The following is a 16,719-nucleotide window of genomic DNA, read 5'->3' as shown; positions in this document are numbered from 1 at the left end:
CACAATGATGCATACTGTGTGACATGACTGAAGGTGGTACGACCGAGAACGCACGCAAGCCGATCAGAGTCGCCGTTGCCGGCGCCAGTGGGTACGCCGGTGGTGAGGTTCTGCGTCTGCTCCTCGGGCACCCCTCCTATGCCGACGGCAGTCTGGTGATCGGTTCGCTGACCGCCGGTGGCAACGCCGGTTCGACGCTCGGTGAGCATCATCCGCACTTGCTTCCACTCTCTTCGCGGGTACTCGAAGAGACCACTGTCGAGATCCTCTCGGGTCACGACGTCGTCTTCCTCGGTCTCCCACACGGAAATTCGGCTCAGTACGCCAAGTTGCTGCCCGAGTCGACGGTCATCATCGACTGCGGCGCGGACTTCCGGCTGCAGGATCCCGCAGCCTGGGAGAAGTACTACAAGAGCGCTCATGCCGGCACCTGGCCCTACGGTCTTCCTGAATTGCCCGGTGCCCGTGAGAAATTGGTAGGCGCAACCCGCATCGCCGTTCCGGGCTGCTACCCGACGGCAGCGAGCCTCGCGCTGGCCCCCGCCGTTGCCGCGGGGATCGTGGACTCACACGTGAACGTAGTTGCGGTCAGTGGCACTTCGGGCGCCGGCCGGGCACCGAAGGCTGATCTGCTGGGTTCCGAGGTCATGGGCTCCGTCCGTGCGTACGGCGTCGGCGGCGTCCATCGCCACACCCCTGAGATCATTCAGAATCTCTCGGCCGCAGGCGGCAAGGACATCAGTGTCTCCTTCACTCCGGTGCTCGCGCCCATGCCGCGCGGCATCCTCGCGACCTGCACGGCAGCCACCACGGCCACCGAAGAGCAGGCACGCGAAATCTACGAAAAGGCATACAACGACGAGCCGTTCATTCATGTGCTGCCTGCCGGCATCTTCCCGCAGACCGGCGCTGTGATCGGATCCAACGCCGTGCAGATCGGGGTCACCGTGGACGCCGACGCCGGTCAGCTCGTTGTCATCTCGGCAATCGACAATCTCACCAAGGGCACCGCCGGTGGCGCGGTGCAATCGATGAATCTCGCCCTTGGCCTACCCGAGACCGCAGGTCTCTCTACCGTGGGAGTAGCTCCGTGAGCACCGACAATCCGCAGCAGATCGACAACGCAATCGAGCCTGACGCGACCGTTGCAGACGTGGTTCACGTCGCCGGGGGACGTCTGCTCCGCACGCAGGGCGTCACCGCACCTGCCGGATTCCGCGGTGCCGGAATTGCTGCCGGTATCAAGAAGAGTGGCAAGTCGGACCTCGCATTGGTGCTCAACGAGGGACCCGATCTGGCCGCTGCCGGCGTCTTCACCCTGAACAAGGTCAAGGCAGCTCCGGTGCTCTGGTCTCAGCAGGTCCTGACGACGGGCAAGCTGCGCGCGGTGGTGCTCAACTCGGGCGGCGCGAACGCCTGCACGGGCGCGGGTGGATTCCAGGATGCACACAAGACTGCCGAGGAAGTTGCTTCGGCACTGAGTAATTGGGGCACCGAGACGGGCGCGATCGAGGTCGCTGTCTGTTCGACCGGACTTATCGGTGACCGCTTGCCCATGGACAAGCTGATCCCCGGTGTCACCGAGGTGGTGCACGAACTGGCCGGCGGAATCTCCGGAGGCACCGACGCGGCATACGCGATCATGACCACCGATACCGTGCCGAAGCAGGCGTCGCTGCACCACGCGAACAAATGGAACGTCGGCGGAATGGCCAAGGGCGCAGGCATGCTCGCGCCTGCGCTGGCCACCATGCTGTGCGTCGTCACGACCGATGCTGTCGCAACGGCGGATCAGCTCGATACCGCTCTGCGCGCCGCCACCCACCTGAGCTTCGATCGCCTCGACGTCGACGGCGCCACGTCCACCAACGACACAGTGCTCCTGTTGGCCTCCGGCGCCAGCGGTGTCACGCCGACGCAGGACGAACTGAACGCCGCAGTGCTGGCCGTGTGTGATGATCTCGCGGATCAGTTGATGGCAGACGCCGAGGGTGTCACCAAGCGGGTCAAGGTGACGGTTCGCGGCGCGGCGTCCGAGTCCGATGCGTTGATCGGCGCCCGGACCATCGCCCGCGACAGCCTGGTCAAGACAGCGCTTTTCGGTTCCGATCCCAATTGGGGTCGCGTTCTCGCCGCAGTGGGTATCGCTCCCATCGAGCTCGATCCCGATCGAATCAGTGTGTCCTTCAACGGGAGTCCCGTCTGCATCGACGGCGTCGGTGCTCCGGGGGCGCGTGAGGTGGACCTGAGTGGGATCGACATCGAACTCGACATCGATCTGGGAATCGGCAACGAGTCCGTGAGCATTCGCACCACGGACCTCTCGCATGCTTACGTCGAAGAGAACTCGGCGTATTCGTCATGACCGAGACGTATCCCGTGATCAGCGAGCATCAGAAGGCGCATGTCCTCGCCGACGCGCTGCCGTGGCTGCAGCGATTCCGAGACAAGGTGGTCGTGGTCAAGTACGGCGGAAACGCCATGATCGACGAGACGCTCAAAACGGCATTTGCCGCCGACATGGCGTTCCTGCGGACTGTCGGCATCCATCCCGTCGTCGTGCACGGCGGTGGCCCGCAGATCAACGCGATGCTGGCACGCCTTGGCATGAAGGGTGAGTTCCGCGGTGGTTTTCGTGTGACGACGCCCGAGGTGATGGACGTCGTACGGATGGTGCTTTTCGGTCAGGTCGGCCGTGAACTCGTCGGCTTGATCAACGCGCACGGTCCTTACGCGGTCGGTATCTCCGGTGAAGATGCGCACCTGTTCACCGCTACTCGACGCACTGTTGCGGTCGAGGGGGAGCAGACCGACATCGGGCTGGTCGGGGACGTCACCACCGTAAACCCAGACGCGGTACTCGATCTCATTGCGGCAGGACGTATTCCGGTGGTCTCGACCATCGCACCCGACGCCGACGGTGTCGTCCACAACATCAACGCCGATACCGCTGCTGCCGCACTGGCCGAGGCGATCGGTGCCGAGAAGCTCGTTGTCCTCACCGACGTCGAGGGCCTGTACACCGATTGGCCGGACCGAGCCTCGCTGGCCACCGAGATCGACACCGACGCCCTGGCCCAGTTGTTGCCGAGTCTCGACGCCGGCATGGTGCCCAAGATGGAGGCCTGCCTTCGCGCGGTGCGCGGAGGTGTGCCGTCGGCGCACGTGATCGACGGTCGGCTCGAACATTCAGTCCTACTCGAACTTTTCACCGGTGAAGGAATCGGCACGATGGTCGTGCCGGGTTCCTCGGTCGCCGGTCCCCAGCAGGGAGCTATCTCATGAGCACGATCGATCTGCAGCAGCGGTGGTCCGCTTCGCTGATGAACAATTACGGCGTACCCCGGGTTGCTCTCGTCCGCGGTGACGGCGCCGTACTCACCGACGCCGACGGCAAGCAGTACGTCGACTTCCTGGCCGGAATCGCCGTCAACATCCTCGGACACGGACATCCGGCCGTCGTCGAAGCCGTGACTACTCAGTTGTCGACACTCGGCCACGTGTCCAACCTGTACGCCAGCGAGCCGGTCGTCGAGTTGGCGGAGCAGTTGCTCGCTCATCTCGGCAACGTCACCGGGCGCGCGTTCTTTTGCAACTCGGGTACCGAGGCGAACGAGGCTGCCTTCAAGCTCGCTCGCGCCACCGGCCGGAAGAAGATCATCGCAGCCGAAGGCTCCTTCCACGGTCGCACGATGGGCGCACTCGCTCTGACGGGCCAGCCGGCCAAGCGGGCGCCGTTCGAACCGATGCCCGCCGGCGTCGAGTTCGTGCCGTACGGCGACGTCGAGGCACTCGAGCAGGCCGTCGATTCCGACACCGCCGCTGTGTTCCTCGAACCGATCATGGGTGAGGGCGGCGTCGTGGTGCCACCCGAAGGATACCTCGTCGAGGCTCGGCGGATCACCGCCGAACGTGGTGCGCTGCTCGTACTCGACGAAGTGCAGACCGGCATCGGCCGGACCGGCTGGTTCTACGCACATCAGGCAGTCGGCATCGTGCCGGACGTCATCACTCTTGCGAAGGGACTCGGCGGCGGAATGCCGATCGGCGCCTGCATCGCGACCGGGGCAACGGCAGAGTTGTTCGGACCGGGCAAGCACGGTACGACGTTCGGTGGCAATCCGGTGTGCGCTGCGGCGGCGCTTGCCGTGCTGAAAACCATTGCAGCGGAAGACCTGATCTCACGCGCCGACAGCTTGGGCAAATCGATCTCGGCGGGCATCGAAGATCTGGGCCATCCGTTGGTCGACTACGTACGGGGATCAGGACTGTTGCTGGGTGTCGTGCTGACCGAGGACGTCGCGCCGGCAGTGGAAAACGCAGCGCGCGAAGCCGGGTACCTTGTGAATGCAGCGCAACCCGGAGTGATCCGGTTGGCGCCGCCGCTCATCCTCACGGACGAGCAGGCCGAAACCTTCGTGGCAGCACTACCTGCCATCTTCGACAGTGCACTATCGGCTGACCAGCCGGGGGAGAAGTGACTACCGTGGTGAAACACTTTCTCAGGGACGACGATCTGACTCCTGCGCAGCAGGCCGAAGTTCTCGAACTCGCAGCGATTCTCAAGAAGGACCCGTTCGCTCGGCGTCCGCTCGAGGGTCCCCGCGGAGTCGGTGTCATCTTCGAGAAGAACTCGACGCGTACACGTTTCTCGTTCGAGATGGGCATCGCACAGATGGGCGGTCACGCTGTCGTCGTCGACGGGCGCAGCACTCAACTCGGTCGTGAAGAGACCTTGGCGGACACCGGACGCGTTCTCTCCCGCTACGTCGACGCCGTCGTGTGGCGCACGTTCGGCCAGAAGCGCCTGGAGCAAATGGCTACGGGCGCAACGATTCCCATCGTCAATGCATTGTCCGACGAATTTCATCCCTGTCAGGTTCTGGCCGATCTGCAAACGCTGATCGAACAGAAGGGTGAGCTCAAGGGGCTGAAGCTGACCTACCTGGGCGACGGCGCCAACAACATGGCTCACTCGCTGATGCTCGGCGGAGTGACCGCAGGCATAGACGTCACCATCGCAAGCCCCGCCGGCTTCGAACCGGCGGACTGGGTCGTGGCAGCAGCACGCAAACGCGCCGAGGAAACCGGCGCGACCATCACCCTGACGCAGGACCCACAGGCCGGCGTCGTCGGCGCCGACGCGTTGGTCACCGACACCTGGACCTCGATGGGTCAGGAGAACGACGGACTCGATCGGGTCGGACCTTTCCGTCCGTTCCAGATCAACAAGGAGCTGCTCGCAAAGGCAGATCCGAAGGCCGTCGTCCTGCACTGCCTGCCCGCGCATCGCGGCGAAGAAGTCACCGACGAGGTTCTCGACGGGCCGCAGAGTGTTGTCTGGGACGAGGCGGAGAACCGTCTGCACGCCCAGAAGGCATTGCTCGTGTGGCTGCTGGAACAGCGAACCCAACTGGACCCGGCGTGAGCGTCGCTCCCACTCGGGCTGGTCGCCAGTCGCGCATCATCGCGCTTCTGGCGGCTCACCCTGTCCGAAGTCAGACGGAGCTGGCGGCCTTGCTCGGTGCCGAGGGCATCGAAGCAACGCAGGCGACGCTCTCGCGTGACCTCGAAGAGCTGGGAGCGGTGAAACTGCGTGCCGCCGACGGCGGCGCCGGTGTTTACGTGGTGCCGGAGGACGGGAACCCGGTACGCGGTGTGGCCGGCGGTACCGACCGCCTCTCACGGCTGTTGGGTGAGTTGTTGGTCTCCACCGATTTCAGCGGCAACATGGCGATCCTCCGGACACCGCCGGGAGCCGCGCACTACCTCGCGAGCGCACTGGATCGGTCCTCGATGCCGGACATCGTGGGCACGATCGCCGGAGATGACACCATCTTCGTAGTGGCCCGGGAACCGCTTTCCGGAGCGGAACTCGCGGCCATGATCGAATCGCTCGCCTGACCCCTTATTCTTTGATAGAGATTTTCAACCGAAGGAGCACAAAAACCATGGCCGATCGCGTCGTACTCGCCTACTCGGGCGGGCTGGACACTTCTGTTGCCATCAGTTGGATCGGTAAGGAGACGGGCGCTGAAGTTGTCGCCGTCGCCATCGATCTGGGGCAGGGTGGCGAGGACATGGAGGTCGTGCGTCAGCGCGCGATCGACTGCGGCGCAGTCGAATCCGTTGTCGTCGACGCCCGCGACGAGTTTGCGGACGAATACTGCCTGCCGACCATCGCGGCTAACGCCCTGTACATGGACCGCTACCCGCTGGTTTCGGCCATCAGCCGTCCGCTGATCGTCAAGCACATCGTCGAAGCTGCACGCTCGCACGGCGGCACCATCGTCTCGCACGGTTGCACCGGTAAGGGCAACGACCAGGTTCGCTTCGAGGTCGGATTCGGCGCCCTCGCACCCGACCTTCAGGTCATCGCACCGGTCCGCGACTACGCCTGGACCCGCGAGAAGGCCATCGCCTTCGCCGAAGAGAACAACATCCCGATCAACGTCTCCAAGAAGTCGCCGTTCTCGATCGACCAGAACGTCTGGGGCCGCGCCGTCGAGACCGGATTCCTCGAGGATCTGTGGAACGCGCCGACGAAGGACGTCTACGACTACACCCAGGACCCGACGGTCAACTGGAACGCACCCGACGAGCTCATCATCAGCTTCGACAAGGGCCGCCCGGTCGCCATCGACGGCCGCCCGGTGTCGGTTCTCGAAGCCATTCAGGAACTGAACAAGCGCGCAGGCGCTCAGGGCGTCGGCCGTCTCGACGTCGTCGAGGACCGTCTCGTGGGCATCAAGAGCCGTGAGATCTACGAAGCTCCCGGCGCCATGGTTCTCATCACCGCGCACCAGGAACTCGAACACGTCACCCTCGAACGCGAACTCGGTCGCTACAAGCGTCAGATGGAGCAGCGTTGGTCCGAGCTGGTCTACGACGGCCTCTGGTTCTCGCCCCTCAAGGACGCACTGGACACGTTCGTCGACAAGACGCAGGAGCGCGTCACCGGCGACATCCGTCTCTTCCTGCACGGTGGAGCCATCACCGTCAACGGTCGTCGTAGCCCCGAGTCGCTCTACGACTTCAACCTCGCGACGTACGACGAGGGCGACAGCTTCGACCAGTCCGCATCGAAGGGCTTCGTCGAGATCCACGGTCTGTCGTCGAAGGTCGCCGCGAAGCGCGATCTGGGACTCTGAGCCATGACGGCTCGCGGTGACGGAGACGCTCAAAAACACGGCACCAACGAAGGTGCGCTGTGGGGCGGGCGGTTCGAGTCCGGACCGGCCGCTGCCATGGCGGCGCTGAGCAAGTCGACTCACTTCGACTGGGTCCTCGCTCCGTACGACGTGCGGGCGTCGCAGGCGCATGCGCGTGTGCTGAACAAGGCCGGTCTGCTCAGCGAAGCCGACCTCGCGACGATGCTCGACGGTCTCGACCGTCTGGCGGCAGATGTCGCCAGTGGCGCCTTCGGGCCCAGTGATTCGGACGAGGACGTACACGGCGCACTCGAGCGTGGTCTGATCGAGCGCGTCGGGCCTGAGGTCGGTGGACGCCTGCGTGCCGGTCGTTCACGTAACGACCAGGTGGCCACGCTGTTCCGCATGTGGCTTCGCGATGCAGTCCGCCGCATCTCCACCGGAGTTCTCGACGTGGTCGACGCATTGGCGACTCAGGCCGGGGCGCATCCGGATGCCGTGATGCCGGGCAAGACGCACCTGCAGGCGGCTCAGCCGGTCCTGTTGGCGCATCACCTGCTCGCTCACGCACATCCACTGTTGCGGGACGTGCAACGCCTTCGCGACTTCGACGTGCGAGCTGCGGTGTCCCCGTACGGTTCCGGTGCACTGGCCGGTTCCTCACTCGGACTCGATCCCGAAGCGATTGCGACGGAACTGAAGTTCGACAGCTCGGCCGAGAACTCGATCGACGCAACGGCTTCGCGTGATTTTGCGGCCGAGGCAGCGTTCGTGCTTGCGATGATCGGTGTCGACCTCTCCCGCATGGCGGAAGAGATCATCATCTGGAGCACACCGGAGTTCGGCTACATCACGCTTGCCGACGCGTGGTCGACGGGATCGTCGATCATGCCGCAGAAGAAGAATCCGGATGTCTCGGAACTCACGCGCGGTAAGTCGGGTCGTTTGATCGGCAACCTGACCGGATTGTTGGCGACGCTCAAGGCTCAGCCGCTGGCGTACAACCGCGATCTGCAAGAGGACAAGGAACCGGTTTTCGACTCGGTTGCGCAGCTCGAGATGCTGCTCCCGGCCATCACCGGTCTGGTGCAGACGCTCGAGTTCCACACCGAGCGCATGGCGGAACTAGCTCCGGCAGGGTTCACGTTGGCCACCGACATCGCGGAGTGGATGGTGCGCCAGGGCGTGCCGTTCCGGGTTGCACACGAGGCTGCTGGAGCGTGTGTGCGTGTCGCCGAAGCGCGAGGCGTCGGACTCGAAGATCTCACGGACGAGGAACTGGCCGGCGTCGACAGCGCGCTGACACCCGCTGTTCGTGAGGTGCTGACAGTCGAGGGTTCCATTGCTTCGCGCAACGCGCGAGGCGGCACTGCGGGGGTGCGGGTTGCCGAGCAGCTGGACGGAGTCAAAGCAGTGGCGCAGTCACTGCGGGAATGGACCCTGTGACCTCGCGGTCACGAGTGTTGTCGCTCTCTTTTCGGCAGTAGTCCTTCGATCGTACGCGGTCAGGTAGCAGAATTTGCTCCCTGACCGCGTACGCGTATTCGTCGTCAGTAGGCTTGTCGCGCGCGGGAAAAATGAGACTGACGTCACATGGTGAGTAACTTGGGAGTGAAATGGTGGGATTGAATTCCAAGTCTGTGCTGGGCCCGATTCGTCGGGTGGTTGCGACAGCACAAAACGGCCTCGAGGTCGTCCGGTTGGGTGGGCTGGAAACGGATGCGACCACGTCGCCGTTCGAGATCGTCGAACGCGCAGCGATGTATCGGCTACGGCGCTACTTCCCGGACAGTGACCCGGAAACCGTCGGCGCACCGATCTTGCTGATCCCGCCGATGATGATGTCGGCGAACGTGTACGACGTGACCCGTGACCAGGGCGCTGTGGGAATTCTGCACGAGATGGGCCTTGATCCCTGGGTCGTCGATTTCGGTTCGCCCGACTCCGAAGAGGGCGGTTGGGATCGTAACCTCGCCGATCACATCATCGCTCTCAGCGACATCGTCGATCACATCCACCGTCACACCGGAAAAGATGTTCACATCTCCGGTTATTCGCAGGGTGGCATGTTCGCCTATCAGGCTGCCGCGTATCGGCGTAGTCGAAACATCGCCAGCGTCATAACCTTCGGCAGTCCGGTCGACACACTCGCCGCGCTACCCTTCGGCATCCCGGCGGGATTGGCAACCAAGGGTGCAGATTTCCTCGCCGATCACGTCTTCAATCGCCTGGCGGTCACCGGTTGGATGGCCCGTACCGGGTTCCAGTTGCTCGATCCCGTGAAGACGCTGAAGATGCGCGTCGACTTTCTGCTTCAACTGCACGACCGGGAGGCGTTGCTTCCGCGGGAGCAGCAACGACGCTTCCTCGCGACCGAGGGTTGGGTCGCGTGGTCGGGGCCCGCGGTAGCCGAACTGCTCAAGCAGTTCATCGTGCACAACCGAATGATGACCGGTGGGTTCGTCATCAAGGATCAATTGGTCTCGCTCGCCGAGATCACCTGCCCCATCCTGGCATTCGTCGGCGAGGTCGACGACATCGGCCAGCCGCAAGCGGTTCGAGGCATCAGTCAAGCCGCTCCGCGGGCGAAGGTCTACGAATCTACCTTGCGTGCAGGTCATTTCGGTTTGGTTGTCGGTTCCACCGCGGCCAATCACACCTGGCCGACCACCGGTGAATTCGTGCAGTGGACCGAGACGGGTGGACCCCTCCCGGACCGTATCGCGAGCATGGTCTACGGCGCCGACCTCGAAGACCAGACCGGTGTGTCGATCAGCAATCGGATCATCCACACCGTCGCCTCGGTCGCTGAAGTAGGTGCAGGAGTCACCAAGGGAATCAGTGACCTTGCCGCCGGTGCGTTGCGCGGCACTTTCGAATTGTCGGGAGAAGCGGCACGAGCGTTGCCACGTCTGGCTCGACTCAACCAGATTCAGCCGCACACCAAGATCTCGCTGAGCCAGTTGCTGGCGGAGCAGCGTCGAAAGGCGCCGAACGGCGAGTGCTTCCTCTTCGACAATCGCGTGCACACGTATGAAGCGGTCAACGCGCGTATCGACAATGTCGTGCGTGGATTGATCTCCGTGGGAGTGCGTCCGGCAGCGCATGTCGGTGTCCTGATGGAGACCCGCCCCAGCGCACTCGCGGCCATCGCGGCCCTGTCGCGACTTGGTGCCGTCGCGGTCATGCTTCCGCCAGGCTCCGACATCACGGCGGCGGTCAAGCTGGGGTCGGTCGATCGGATCATCACCGATCCGGAAAACGTCGATGCTGCAGTGGTTACCGGTCGGCCGGTACTGGTGCTCGGCGGCGGCGATGCCCGTGGCCTCGAGGTGGATCCGTCACACGACGTGATCGATCTCGAACAAATCGATCCGACGAAGGTCAATCTGCCCGGGTGGTACCGACCGGATCCCGGTGTCGCCCGCGAACTCGCCTTCATCATCTTTGCGGAATCCGGCGGTGTGCTCGAAGCCAAGCAGATCACCAACTACCGGTGGGCATTGTCGGCCTTCGGCACGGCCACGGCGGCAGATCTCGATCGCGGTGACACCGTGTACTGCCTTGCGCCACTCCATCATTCGTCGAGTCTGCTCGCGACCATCGGTGGTGCCATGGCCGGTGGCTCACGCATTGCGCTCTCACGTGGACTGAACCCCGCGAGGTTCGTCGAGGAAATCCACCGCTACGGCGTGACGGTCGTGAGTTACACGTGGTCGATGATGCGCGAGATACTCGACGAGGATCTTCTTCTCATCGACGGTAGTCATCCGGTCCGCCTGTTCATCGGTTCGGGCATGCCCCATGGTCTCTGGAAGCGGACAACGGAGGCGTTCGACCCCGCGCAGGTACTCGAGTTCTATGCGTCGACCGAAGGCGACGTGATTCTTGCCAATGTTGCAGGCTCCAAAGTTGGTTCCAAGGGGCGCCCACTGCCGGGTAGCGCGCAGGTGCGGTTGGCGGCATACGACCCGCTGAGTGGTCGGCTCCTCGAGAACGGAAACGGATTTGTCCGTGAGTGCGCCGAAGACGAGGTCGGATTGCTGCTCGGGCGCGCGGGATTCACCGCCGATCTCTCGGGCGGAGCCATGCGAGGTCTCTTCCAAGCCGGCGATTCGTGGATTCCCACCGAAAATCTCTTCCGCCGGGACGCCGACGGCGACTACTGGCTGATCGACCACAAGAACACGGTCATTTCCACGGTCCGCGGTCCCGTGTTCACCCAGCCGATCGTCGACGCGTTGTCGAGTGTGGCGCGGGTGGATCTTGCCGTCGCATACGGAGTCGGTGACGCGCCGCATCAGCTCGCGGTCGCTGCCGTGACATGGCGTCCGGGGCGGCAGTTCCGTTCTGCCGAGCTTGCAGAGGCCCTCTCGCGCATCGCTTTCGACGCTCGTCCGGATATCGTGCACGTGGTTGACGAGATCCCGGTGGGTTCGTCGTACCGTCCGAGCTCCACTGCGTTGGCTGCGGCCGGATTGCCGGCGCCGGGGCCACGGACCTGGTTCCTCGATTCCGAGGCGCAGTCGTACAAGCGGCTGACCAAGGCAATTGCCGCGCAGTTGATGCCGACGAGGGTGAGCACCGGAGCACGGTAGCCTGAGGACATTCTGTTTGATCGGTTCGAGAGGACACACGTGGCTATTGATTCGACGTTGCTCAGCATTTTGGCCTGCCCCCAGGACAAAGGCCCGCTGTTGCTGGTCGGGGACGAGTTGCTCTACAACCCGCGCCTGCGTCGTGCCTACCCGATCGAGAACGGCATTCCCGTTCTGTTGATCGACGAGGCACGCGATGTAGCGGACGACGAGCACGAAAAGTTGCTCGCACGGGCTGAAGGCTAGATCGGCAACTCACCGGTCAGGTACCGCTGGAGGTTCGGAGCCACCAGCGGTACCAAAGCGTCGACGCTCAATGATGCGAGTGGTTCGAGTCCGAGCACATATCGCGTGACAAGCAGTCCGGCCATCTGAGATGCCACCAATTCCGCTCTGATCAAGCCGGTACCAGGTGGTGTGTCCACCCGCGGAATGATGTCGCGCAATACGACATCGAGCAGAAAGCTCTGGATCAACTGCGATCCGTCGCCGGAAATGGCTGATCGAAAAGCCGCCAGAATCGCCGGCTGGTGTTCCGAATCCCATAGCCCGATCACCGCCCGGAGAAGGCTTTCGCCGAGGTTTTCGGTCGGGGAGGTGTGAACCGGTCCCAGTACCTTTGCTGGATCGATCGGTAGCGCGATCGCAGCGGTGAACAACTGCTCCTTGCTCCCGAAATGGTGATGAATCATAGCCGGATCGACGTCAGCGGCCGCAGCTATCGATCGAACGGTTGTTCGTCGAAAACCGTTCTGGGAGAACGCCCGTCGCGCCGAATCGAGAATCTGCGCGCGAGTCTCCGACTTGCCCGGTCGTCGCCCCGAACGAGTCGGCGTCGGCGCGGTGCTGTCGTCGGTCATGGAGTGCGGCGATCGAGTGTGGCCGCGGCCAGCGATAGCGCGGCGGCGGCGAAGCCCGCCATGACGGCGAGATCACGCCACATCTGACCCGTCGCGTCGGCATGAATCGACACTTGCTGAAGTGCGTCGACGGCGTAGCTCAAGGGGAGGACGTTGCTGATCCATTCGAGCCAGGTCGGCAATTGGTCGCGCGGTACCAGGAGTCCGCAGAGGAAGAGCTGTGGAACCACAACTACCGGCATGAATTGCACCGCTTGGAACTCAGTCTTCGCGAATGCGCTGGCCAACAGGCCTAGCGCAACGCCCAGTATTGCGCCGAGAACTGCAATGACGATGACCCAGGCAAGACTGCCGGCGATGGTGAGTCCCAGGAATCCGAAAGCAACCGCGCACGCGAGGGCTGCCTGAGCGGCGGCGGAGAGCGAAAATGCCGCCCCGTATCCGGCGAGAAGGTCGAGTTTGCCCATCGGTGTGGTGAGCAGGCGTTCGAGTGTGCCTGAACTGCGTTCGCGTTGCATCGCGATGGACGTGACCAGGAACATGACGACAAACGGCAAGATTCCCAACATCGTGATCGCCACTCGTTGGAAGAGCGAAACCTGGCCGGGTGGCGTCGGTACGTCTTGGTAGAGGAAATACAGCAAAATCATCAACAACGACGGGACCAACAAGATCATGGCCACCGTGCGATGGTCCTGGCGGAGCTGAAGCAGAATGCGGACGGTCGTAGCACCGAAGATCCTGATGCTCATGATATTTCGCCTCCGACGGGTGAAGTCCGAATCAGCTCGAGAAAGGCGTCCTCTAGCCGTTCACATCTGGTTATGGCGCGCAATTCATCGGGTGTGAGTTGAGCGAGGAGATGCCCGTCTCGCATCAGGATCAGTTCAGCGCAGTGGTCGGCCTCATCCATGACGTGGCTGGAAACCAACAGGGTGGTTCCGCTGCGAGCAAGGTCGGCAAATCGTTCCCACAATTCGACACGAAGCACCGGATCGAGGCCGACGGTGGGTTCGTCGAGGATCAACACATCAGGTGACGCCACCAACGCGCAAGCCAGCGAGACTCGCCCGCGTTGACCACCAGACAGATCGGCGGCGGTCTGGTCGGCGTATCGGCTCAATCCGACGGCGTCGACCGCTGCTGCGACGTCGGCGCCGGACTTGCCGTACAGAGCGCCGAAGTACTGGACGTTTCGAGTGACCGTCAGGTCGCCGTACACGCTGGGGGATTGGGTGACATATCCGACCCGGTGGCGAAGAGCAACGGAACCGGCGAGGTCGCCCAGCACTCTGACCTCACCACTTTCGACGATCTGTGTTCCGACAATCGCGCGCATCAGGGTTGTCTTGCCGCAGCCGGACGGGCCGAGCAGTCCGGTGATCGATCCTGCTGATACCTGCAGGTCAAGCGAGTGAAGAACTTCGTGCTTGCCGCGAATGACTCGTAGTCCGCGGATATCTATTGCCGGCGTTGTGGTCACGGTTTGCCTCGTTTCAATAATTCATCACTTGTTGAATTATGTGACTCGGCCGACCGATGAGTCAACGGCGTGGGCACAATCGAAGGGTGAGCATCGAGACCTTGGAAAATGTGGAGAACCCGTTGGAAGCGGGCCTGACAATTCTCGGCTCGACCCTGACCGTCGACGACATCTCGCTGAGGATCGTCGAGGTCGAGGCGTACGGAGGGGAGAAGGACGGGCCATGGCCGGATCCGGCAGCACATTCGTATCGGGGGAGAACGCCGCGGAACAGCGTGATGTTCGGGCGGGCGGGGCGTCTCTACGTCTACCGCAGCTATGGAATGCATTTTTGTATGAACATCTCGTACGGCCCGGATGGTGTTGCGGGTGGTGTTCTGCTCCGAGCGGCCGAAATCGAGGCCGGTCACGATGTGGTGTCTGCTCGGAGATCGCCGGATCGACCATCTCACCAATGGGCCAGAGGGCCGGGTAATCTCGGTGCTTCTGTCGCAATCACGTTGGCGGACAACGGAACAGACGTGTTCAACCCTGCCTCGCGGATTCGGCTCGAATTGGGGGAGTCGAAGGAATGGGTCAGTGGACCGCGGGTGGGGGTCAGTACCGCGGCGGAGGTTCCGTGGCGCCTGTGGATTCCGGACTCGCGAGCGGTGTCCGCGTATCGCCGAAGCCCGCGAGCGCCGGTCATTTCGTGAAGATGGGATGATCGAGTCCGTGACTGAGAATATTCTCGACGAACTGACCTGGCGCGGGCTGATCGCCCAATCAACCGATCTCGACGCTTTGCGTAAAGATCTCGAGGCCGGACCGGTCACGTTGTATGCGGGCTTCGACCCGACAGGACCGAGCCTGCACGCAGGTCACCTGGTTCCGCTCCTCGCGCTCAAGCGGTTTCAGCGCGCCGGCAACCGCCCGATCGTTCTTGCCGGCGGTGCAACGGGCCTGATCGGAGACCCCCGTGACGTCGGGGAACGGACGATGAACTCCGCCGATACCGTCGCGGACTGGGCAGGTCGCATCCGTGGTCAGCTCGAACGATTCGTGGATTTCGACGATTCGCCGACGAGCGCGGTCATCGAGAACAACATGAACTGGACCGGCAAGATGTCGGCCATCGACTTCCTGCGTGATGTCGGTAAACACTTCTCCGTGAACGTCATGCTTGCGCGTGACACCGTGAAGCGTCGTCTCGAGTCGGACGGGATGTCGTACACCGAGTTCAGCTACATGCTGCTCCAGGCCAACGACTACCTGCACTTGCGACGCGATCTCGGCTGCACTCTGCAGGTCGGCGGGTCCGATCAGTGGGGCAACATCATTGCCGGCGTCGAACTCAACCGTCGTGTCGACGGTGAAAGCGTTCATGCAATGACGGTTCCGCTGGTGACCTCGGCCGATGGCAAAAAGTTCGGAAAGTCGACCGGTGGCGGAAGTTTGTGGCTCGACCCCGAGATGACCAGCCCGTACGCCTGGTACCAGTACTTCGTGAACACTGGCGACGCCGACGTGATCAAGTACCTGCGCTGGTTCACCTTCCTGACTGCGGACGAACTCGCGGAGCTGGAGACTGCAACAGCGGAGCGGCCGCATGCGCGAGAAGCGCAGAAGCGACTTGCCGCGGAGATGACGACCTTGGTTCACGGGGAACACAACACCCGTGCTGTCGAGCTCGCCAGTCAGGCGTTGTTCGGCAAGGCGGAGCTGGCGGAACTCGACGAGTCGACGCTAGCCGCGGCGCTGAAAGAAGCATCGGTCAGCGAATTGGCGCCGGGGGAGCCGCGCACGATCATCGATCTGCTCGTGACGAGCGGCTTGTGCGAGAGCAAGGGGGCCGCTCGACGCGCCGTGAAAGAGGGCGGTGCTTCGGTGAACAACCAGAAGGTGTCGGCCGACGACTGGGAGCCCACCGCATCCGATCTGCTTCACGGCAGCTGGTTGGTCGTCCGGCGCGGAAAGCGCAACTTCGCCGGCGTGAGAATCCTTCCGAACTGACGTGTGTGGGGTCACAGTTGTCTAGCGGGGCTCCTGTGGCCGCTGGTGGCCCGCCTCCGGGCGGGCTACCAGCGGATTTAACCTGTCGAACATCTGCGACCTGCACGTTTGACGCTCAGTTTTCATTCGCGTAACTTTGTCCAAGTCAGAGCGACACGGACACCAACCCCGACCGACAGGCCGGGGAAACGCGGTTGGACGAAGTCGGAGACAATCACGCTCAGCGGGAACTTGCTTCCCTGGAGCGAACAAGCTAAGATTGTAACCCTTGCCCCGGAGCTTTCAACCTGGTTGAAGTGATGGTGTGTGCGTGTTCTTTGAGAACTCAACAGTGTGTCGATGAATGTCAGTGCCAAAATTTTTTTTGGTACTTCACATCCGCGAATGATCAACCGCCTCTTGGGGTTTGGTTGGTTTGTGTGTGGTGTGAGTATTTTTCGTCGGTGATTGTTCATTCTTCCGTCTGAATGGTTGCCGACACATTTTTTGCTAGTTGAGTTTTTTTGCTAGTGATTTGACTCTTTTTGTCTATGACTGATTGGCCGGCCTTCGGGTTGGTGATATCTAGAGTCTTCAACGGAGAGTTTGATCCTGGCTCAGGACGAACGCTGGCGGCGTGCTTAACACATGCAAGT

General features: G+C 62.7%; 15 protein-coding genes and 1 rRNA gene. 13 read left to right on the top strand and 3 right to left on the bottom strand.

Annotated features, from left to right (window positions below):
- Positions 1 to 23 precede the first annotated feature (23 nt).
- From argC to ACYP01_RS16900, 10 genes are all read left to right on the top strand, one after another.
- Complete coding sequence (gene argC, locus ACYP01_RS16945) at positions 24 to 1,094, top strand: N-acetyl-gamma-glutamyl-phosphate reductase (protein WP_042450492.1); 1,071 nt, start codon at positions 24 to 26, stop codon at positions 1,092 to 1,094.
- A 32-nt stretch (positions 1,095 to 1,126) separates the two neighbouring features.
- Entirely contained in the window at positions 1,127 to 2,365 is a 1,239-nt protein-coding gene (argJ, locus tag ACYP01_RS16940) for a bifunctional glutamate N-acetyltransferase/amino-acid acetyltransferase ArgJ (protein WP_050656537.1), read from the top strand.
- Positions 2,362 to 3,285: an acetylglutamate kinase gene (gene argB / locus ACYP01_RS16935; RefSeq protein ID WP_007736229.1), complete on the top strand. Its 924-nt coding sequence runs from the start codon at positions 2,362 to 2,364 to the stop codon at positions 3,283 to 3,285. The genes argJ and argB overlap by 4 nt, the downstream gene beginning before the upstream one ends.
- On the top strand, positions 3,282 to 4,481 hold the full coding sequence (locus tag ACYP01_RS16930) for an acetylornithine transaminase (protein ID WP_007736227.1): 1,200 nt from the start codon (positions 3,282 to 3,284) through the stop codon (positions 4,479 to 4,481). Before argB ends, ACYP01_RS16930 begins: the two co-directional genes overlap by 4 nt.
- On the top strand, positions 4,478 to 5,428 hold the full coding sequence (gene argF / locus ACYP01_RS16925) for an ornithine carbamoyltransferase (protein ID WP_021334039.1): 951 nt from the start codon (positions 4,478 to 4,480) through the stop codon (positions 5,426 to 5,428). The genes ACYP01_RS16930 and argF overlap by 4 nt, the downstream gene beginning before the upstream one ends.
- Positions 5,425 to 5,904, top strand: coding sequence for an arginine repressor (locus ACYP01_RS16920; protein ID WP_007736224.1), 480 nt, complete (start codon positions 5,425 to 5,427; stop codon positions 5,902 to 5,904). The genes argF and ACYP01_RS16920 overlap by 4 nt, the downstream gene beginning before the upstream one ends.
- A gap of 47 nt (positions 5,905 to 5,951) precedes the next feature.
- On the top strand, positions 5,952 to 7,151 hold the full coding sequence (locus ACYP01_RS16915) for an argininosuccinate synthase (RefSeq protein ID WP_003944066.1): 1,200 nt from the start codon (positions 5,952 to 5,954) through the stop codon (positions 7,149 to 7,151).
- Between the two features lie 3 nt (positions 7,152 to 7,154).
- Complete coding sequence (gene argH, locus ACYP01_RS16910; protein WP_459681365.1) at positions 7,155 to 8,597, top strand: argininosuccinate lyase; 1,443 nt, start codon at positions 7,155 to 7,157, stop codon at positions 8,595 to 8,597.
- A 170-nt stretch (positions 8,598 to 8,767) separates the two neighbouring features.
- Positions 8,768 to 11,749: an acyl-CoA synthetase gene (locus tag ACYP01_RS16905; RefSeq protein WP_459681363.1), complete on the top strand. Its 2,982-nt coding sequence runs from the start codon at positions 8,768 to 8,770 to the stop codon at positions 11,747 to 11,749.
- Positions 11,750 to 11,788: 39 nt separating this feature from the next.
- Entirely contained in the window at positions 11,789 to 11,995 is a 207-nt protein-coding gene (locus tag ACYP01_RS16900) for a Trm112 family protein (protein ID WP_003944045.1), read from the top strand.
- Here the strand turns inward: ACYP01_RS16900 and ACYP01_RS16895 are convergent.
- Genes ACYP01_RS16895 through ACYP01_RS16885 form a run of 3 tightly spaced genes read right to left on the bottom strand, consistent with a single transcriptional unit; the run spans position 11,992 to position 14,092 of the window.
- Positions 11,992 to 12,609 (bottom strand): TetR/AcrR family transcriptional regulator, encoded by a 618-nt coding sequence (locus tag ACYP01_RS16895; protein ID WP_042450497.1) that lies wholly within the window; start codon positions 12,607 to 12,609, stop codon positions 11,992 to 11,994. The two genes, ACYP01_RS16900 and ACYP01_RS16895, sit on opposite strands and share 4 nt — an antisense overlap.
- Positions 12,606 to 13,361, bottom strand: a complete 756-nt coding sequence (locus ACYP01_RS16890; protein ID WP_042450499.1) for an ABC transporter permease — start codon at positions 13,359 to 13,361, stop codon at positions 12,606 to 12,608. The genes ACYP01_RS16895 and ACYP01_RS16890 overlap by 4 nt, the downstream gene beginning before the upstream one ends.
- Entirely contained in the window at positions 13,358 to 14,092 is a 735-nt protein-coding gene (locus ACYP01_RS16885) for an ABC transporter ATP-binding protein (protein WP_287976530.1), read from the bottom strand. Before ACYP01_RS16885 ends, ACYP01_RS16890 begins: the two co-directional genes overlap by 4 nt.
- A gap of 86 nt (positions 14,093 to 14,178) precedes the next feature.
- Between ACYP01_RS16885 and ACYP01_RS16880 the strand changes: the two genes are divergently transcribed.
- The 3 genes from ACYP01_RS16880 to ACYP01_RS16870 form a co-directional block, all read left to right on the top strand.
- Positions 14,179 to 14,787, top strand: coding sequence for a DNA-3-methyladenine glycosylase (locus tag ACYP01_RS16880; RefSeq protein WP_003944023.1), 609 nt, complete (start codon positions 14,179 to 14,181; stop codon positions 14,785 to 14,787).
- 19 nt (positions 14,788 to 14,806) lie between these two features.
- Positions 14,807 to 16,084 carry a tyrosine--tRNA ligase gene (gene tyrS / locus ACYP01_RS16875; protein WP_007736194.1) on the top strand — a complete coding sequence of 426 codons (1,278 nt, stop codon included), beginning with the start codon at positions 14,807 to 14,809 and terminating at the stop codon, positions 16,082 to 16,084.
- 573 nt (positions 16,085 to 16,657) lie between these two features.
- Positions 16,658 to 16,719: ribosomal RNA gene (locus ACYP01_RS16870) — 16S ribosomal RNA — on the top strand; the annotation flags it as partial.

The organism is Rhodococcus sp. no. 34 (assembly GCF_054589475.1).
This window is presented reverse-complemented; position numbering and strand designations above follow the sequence as displayed.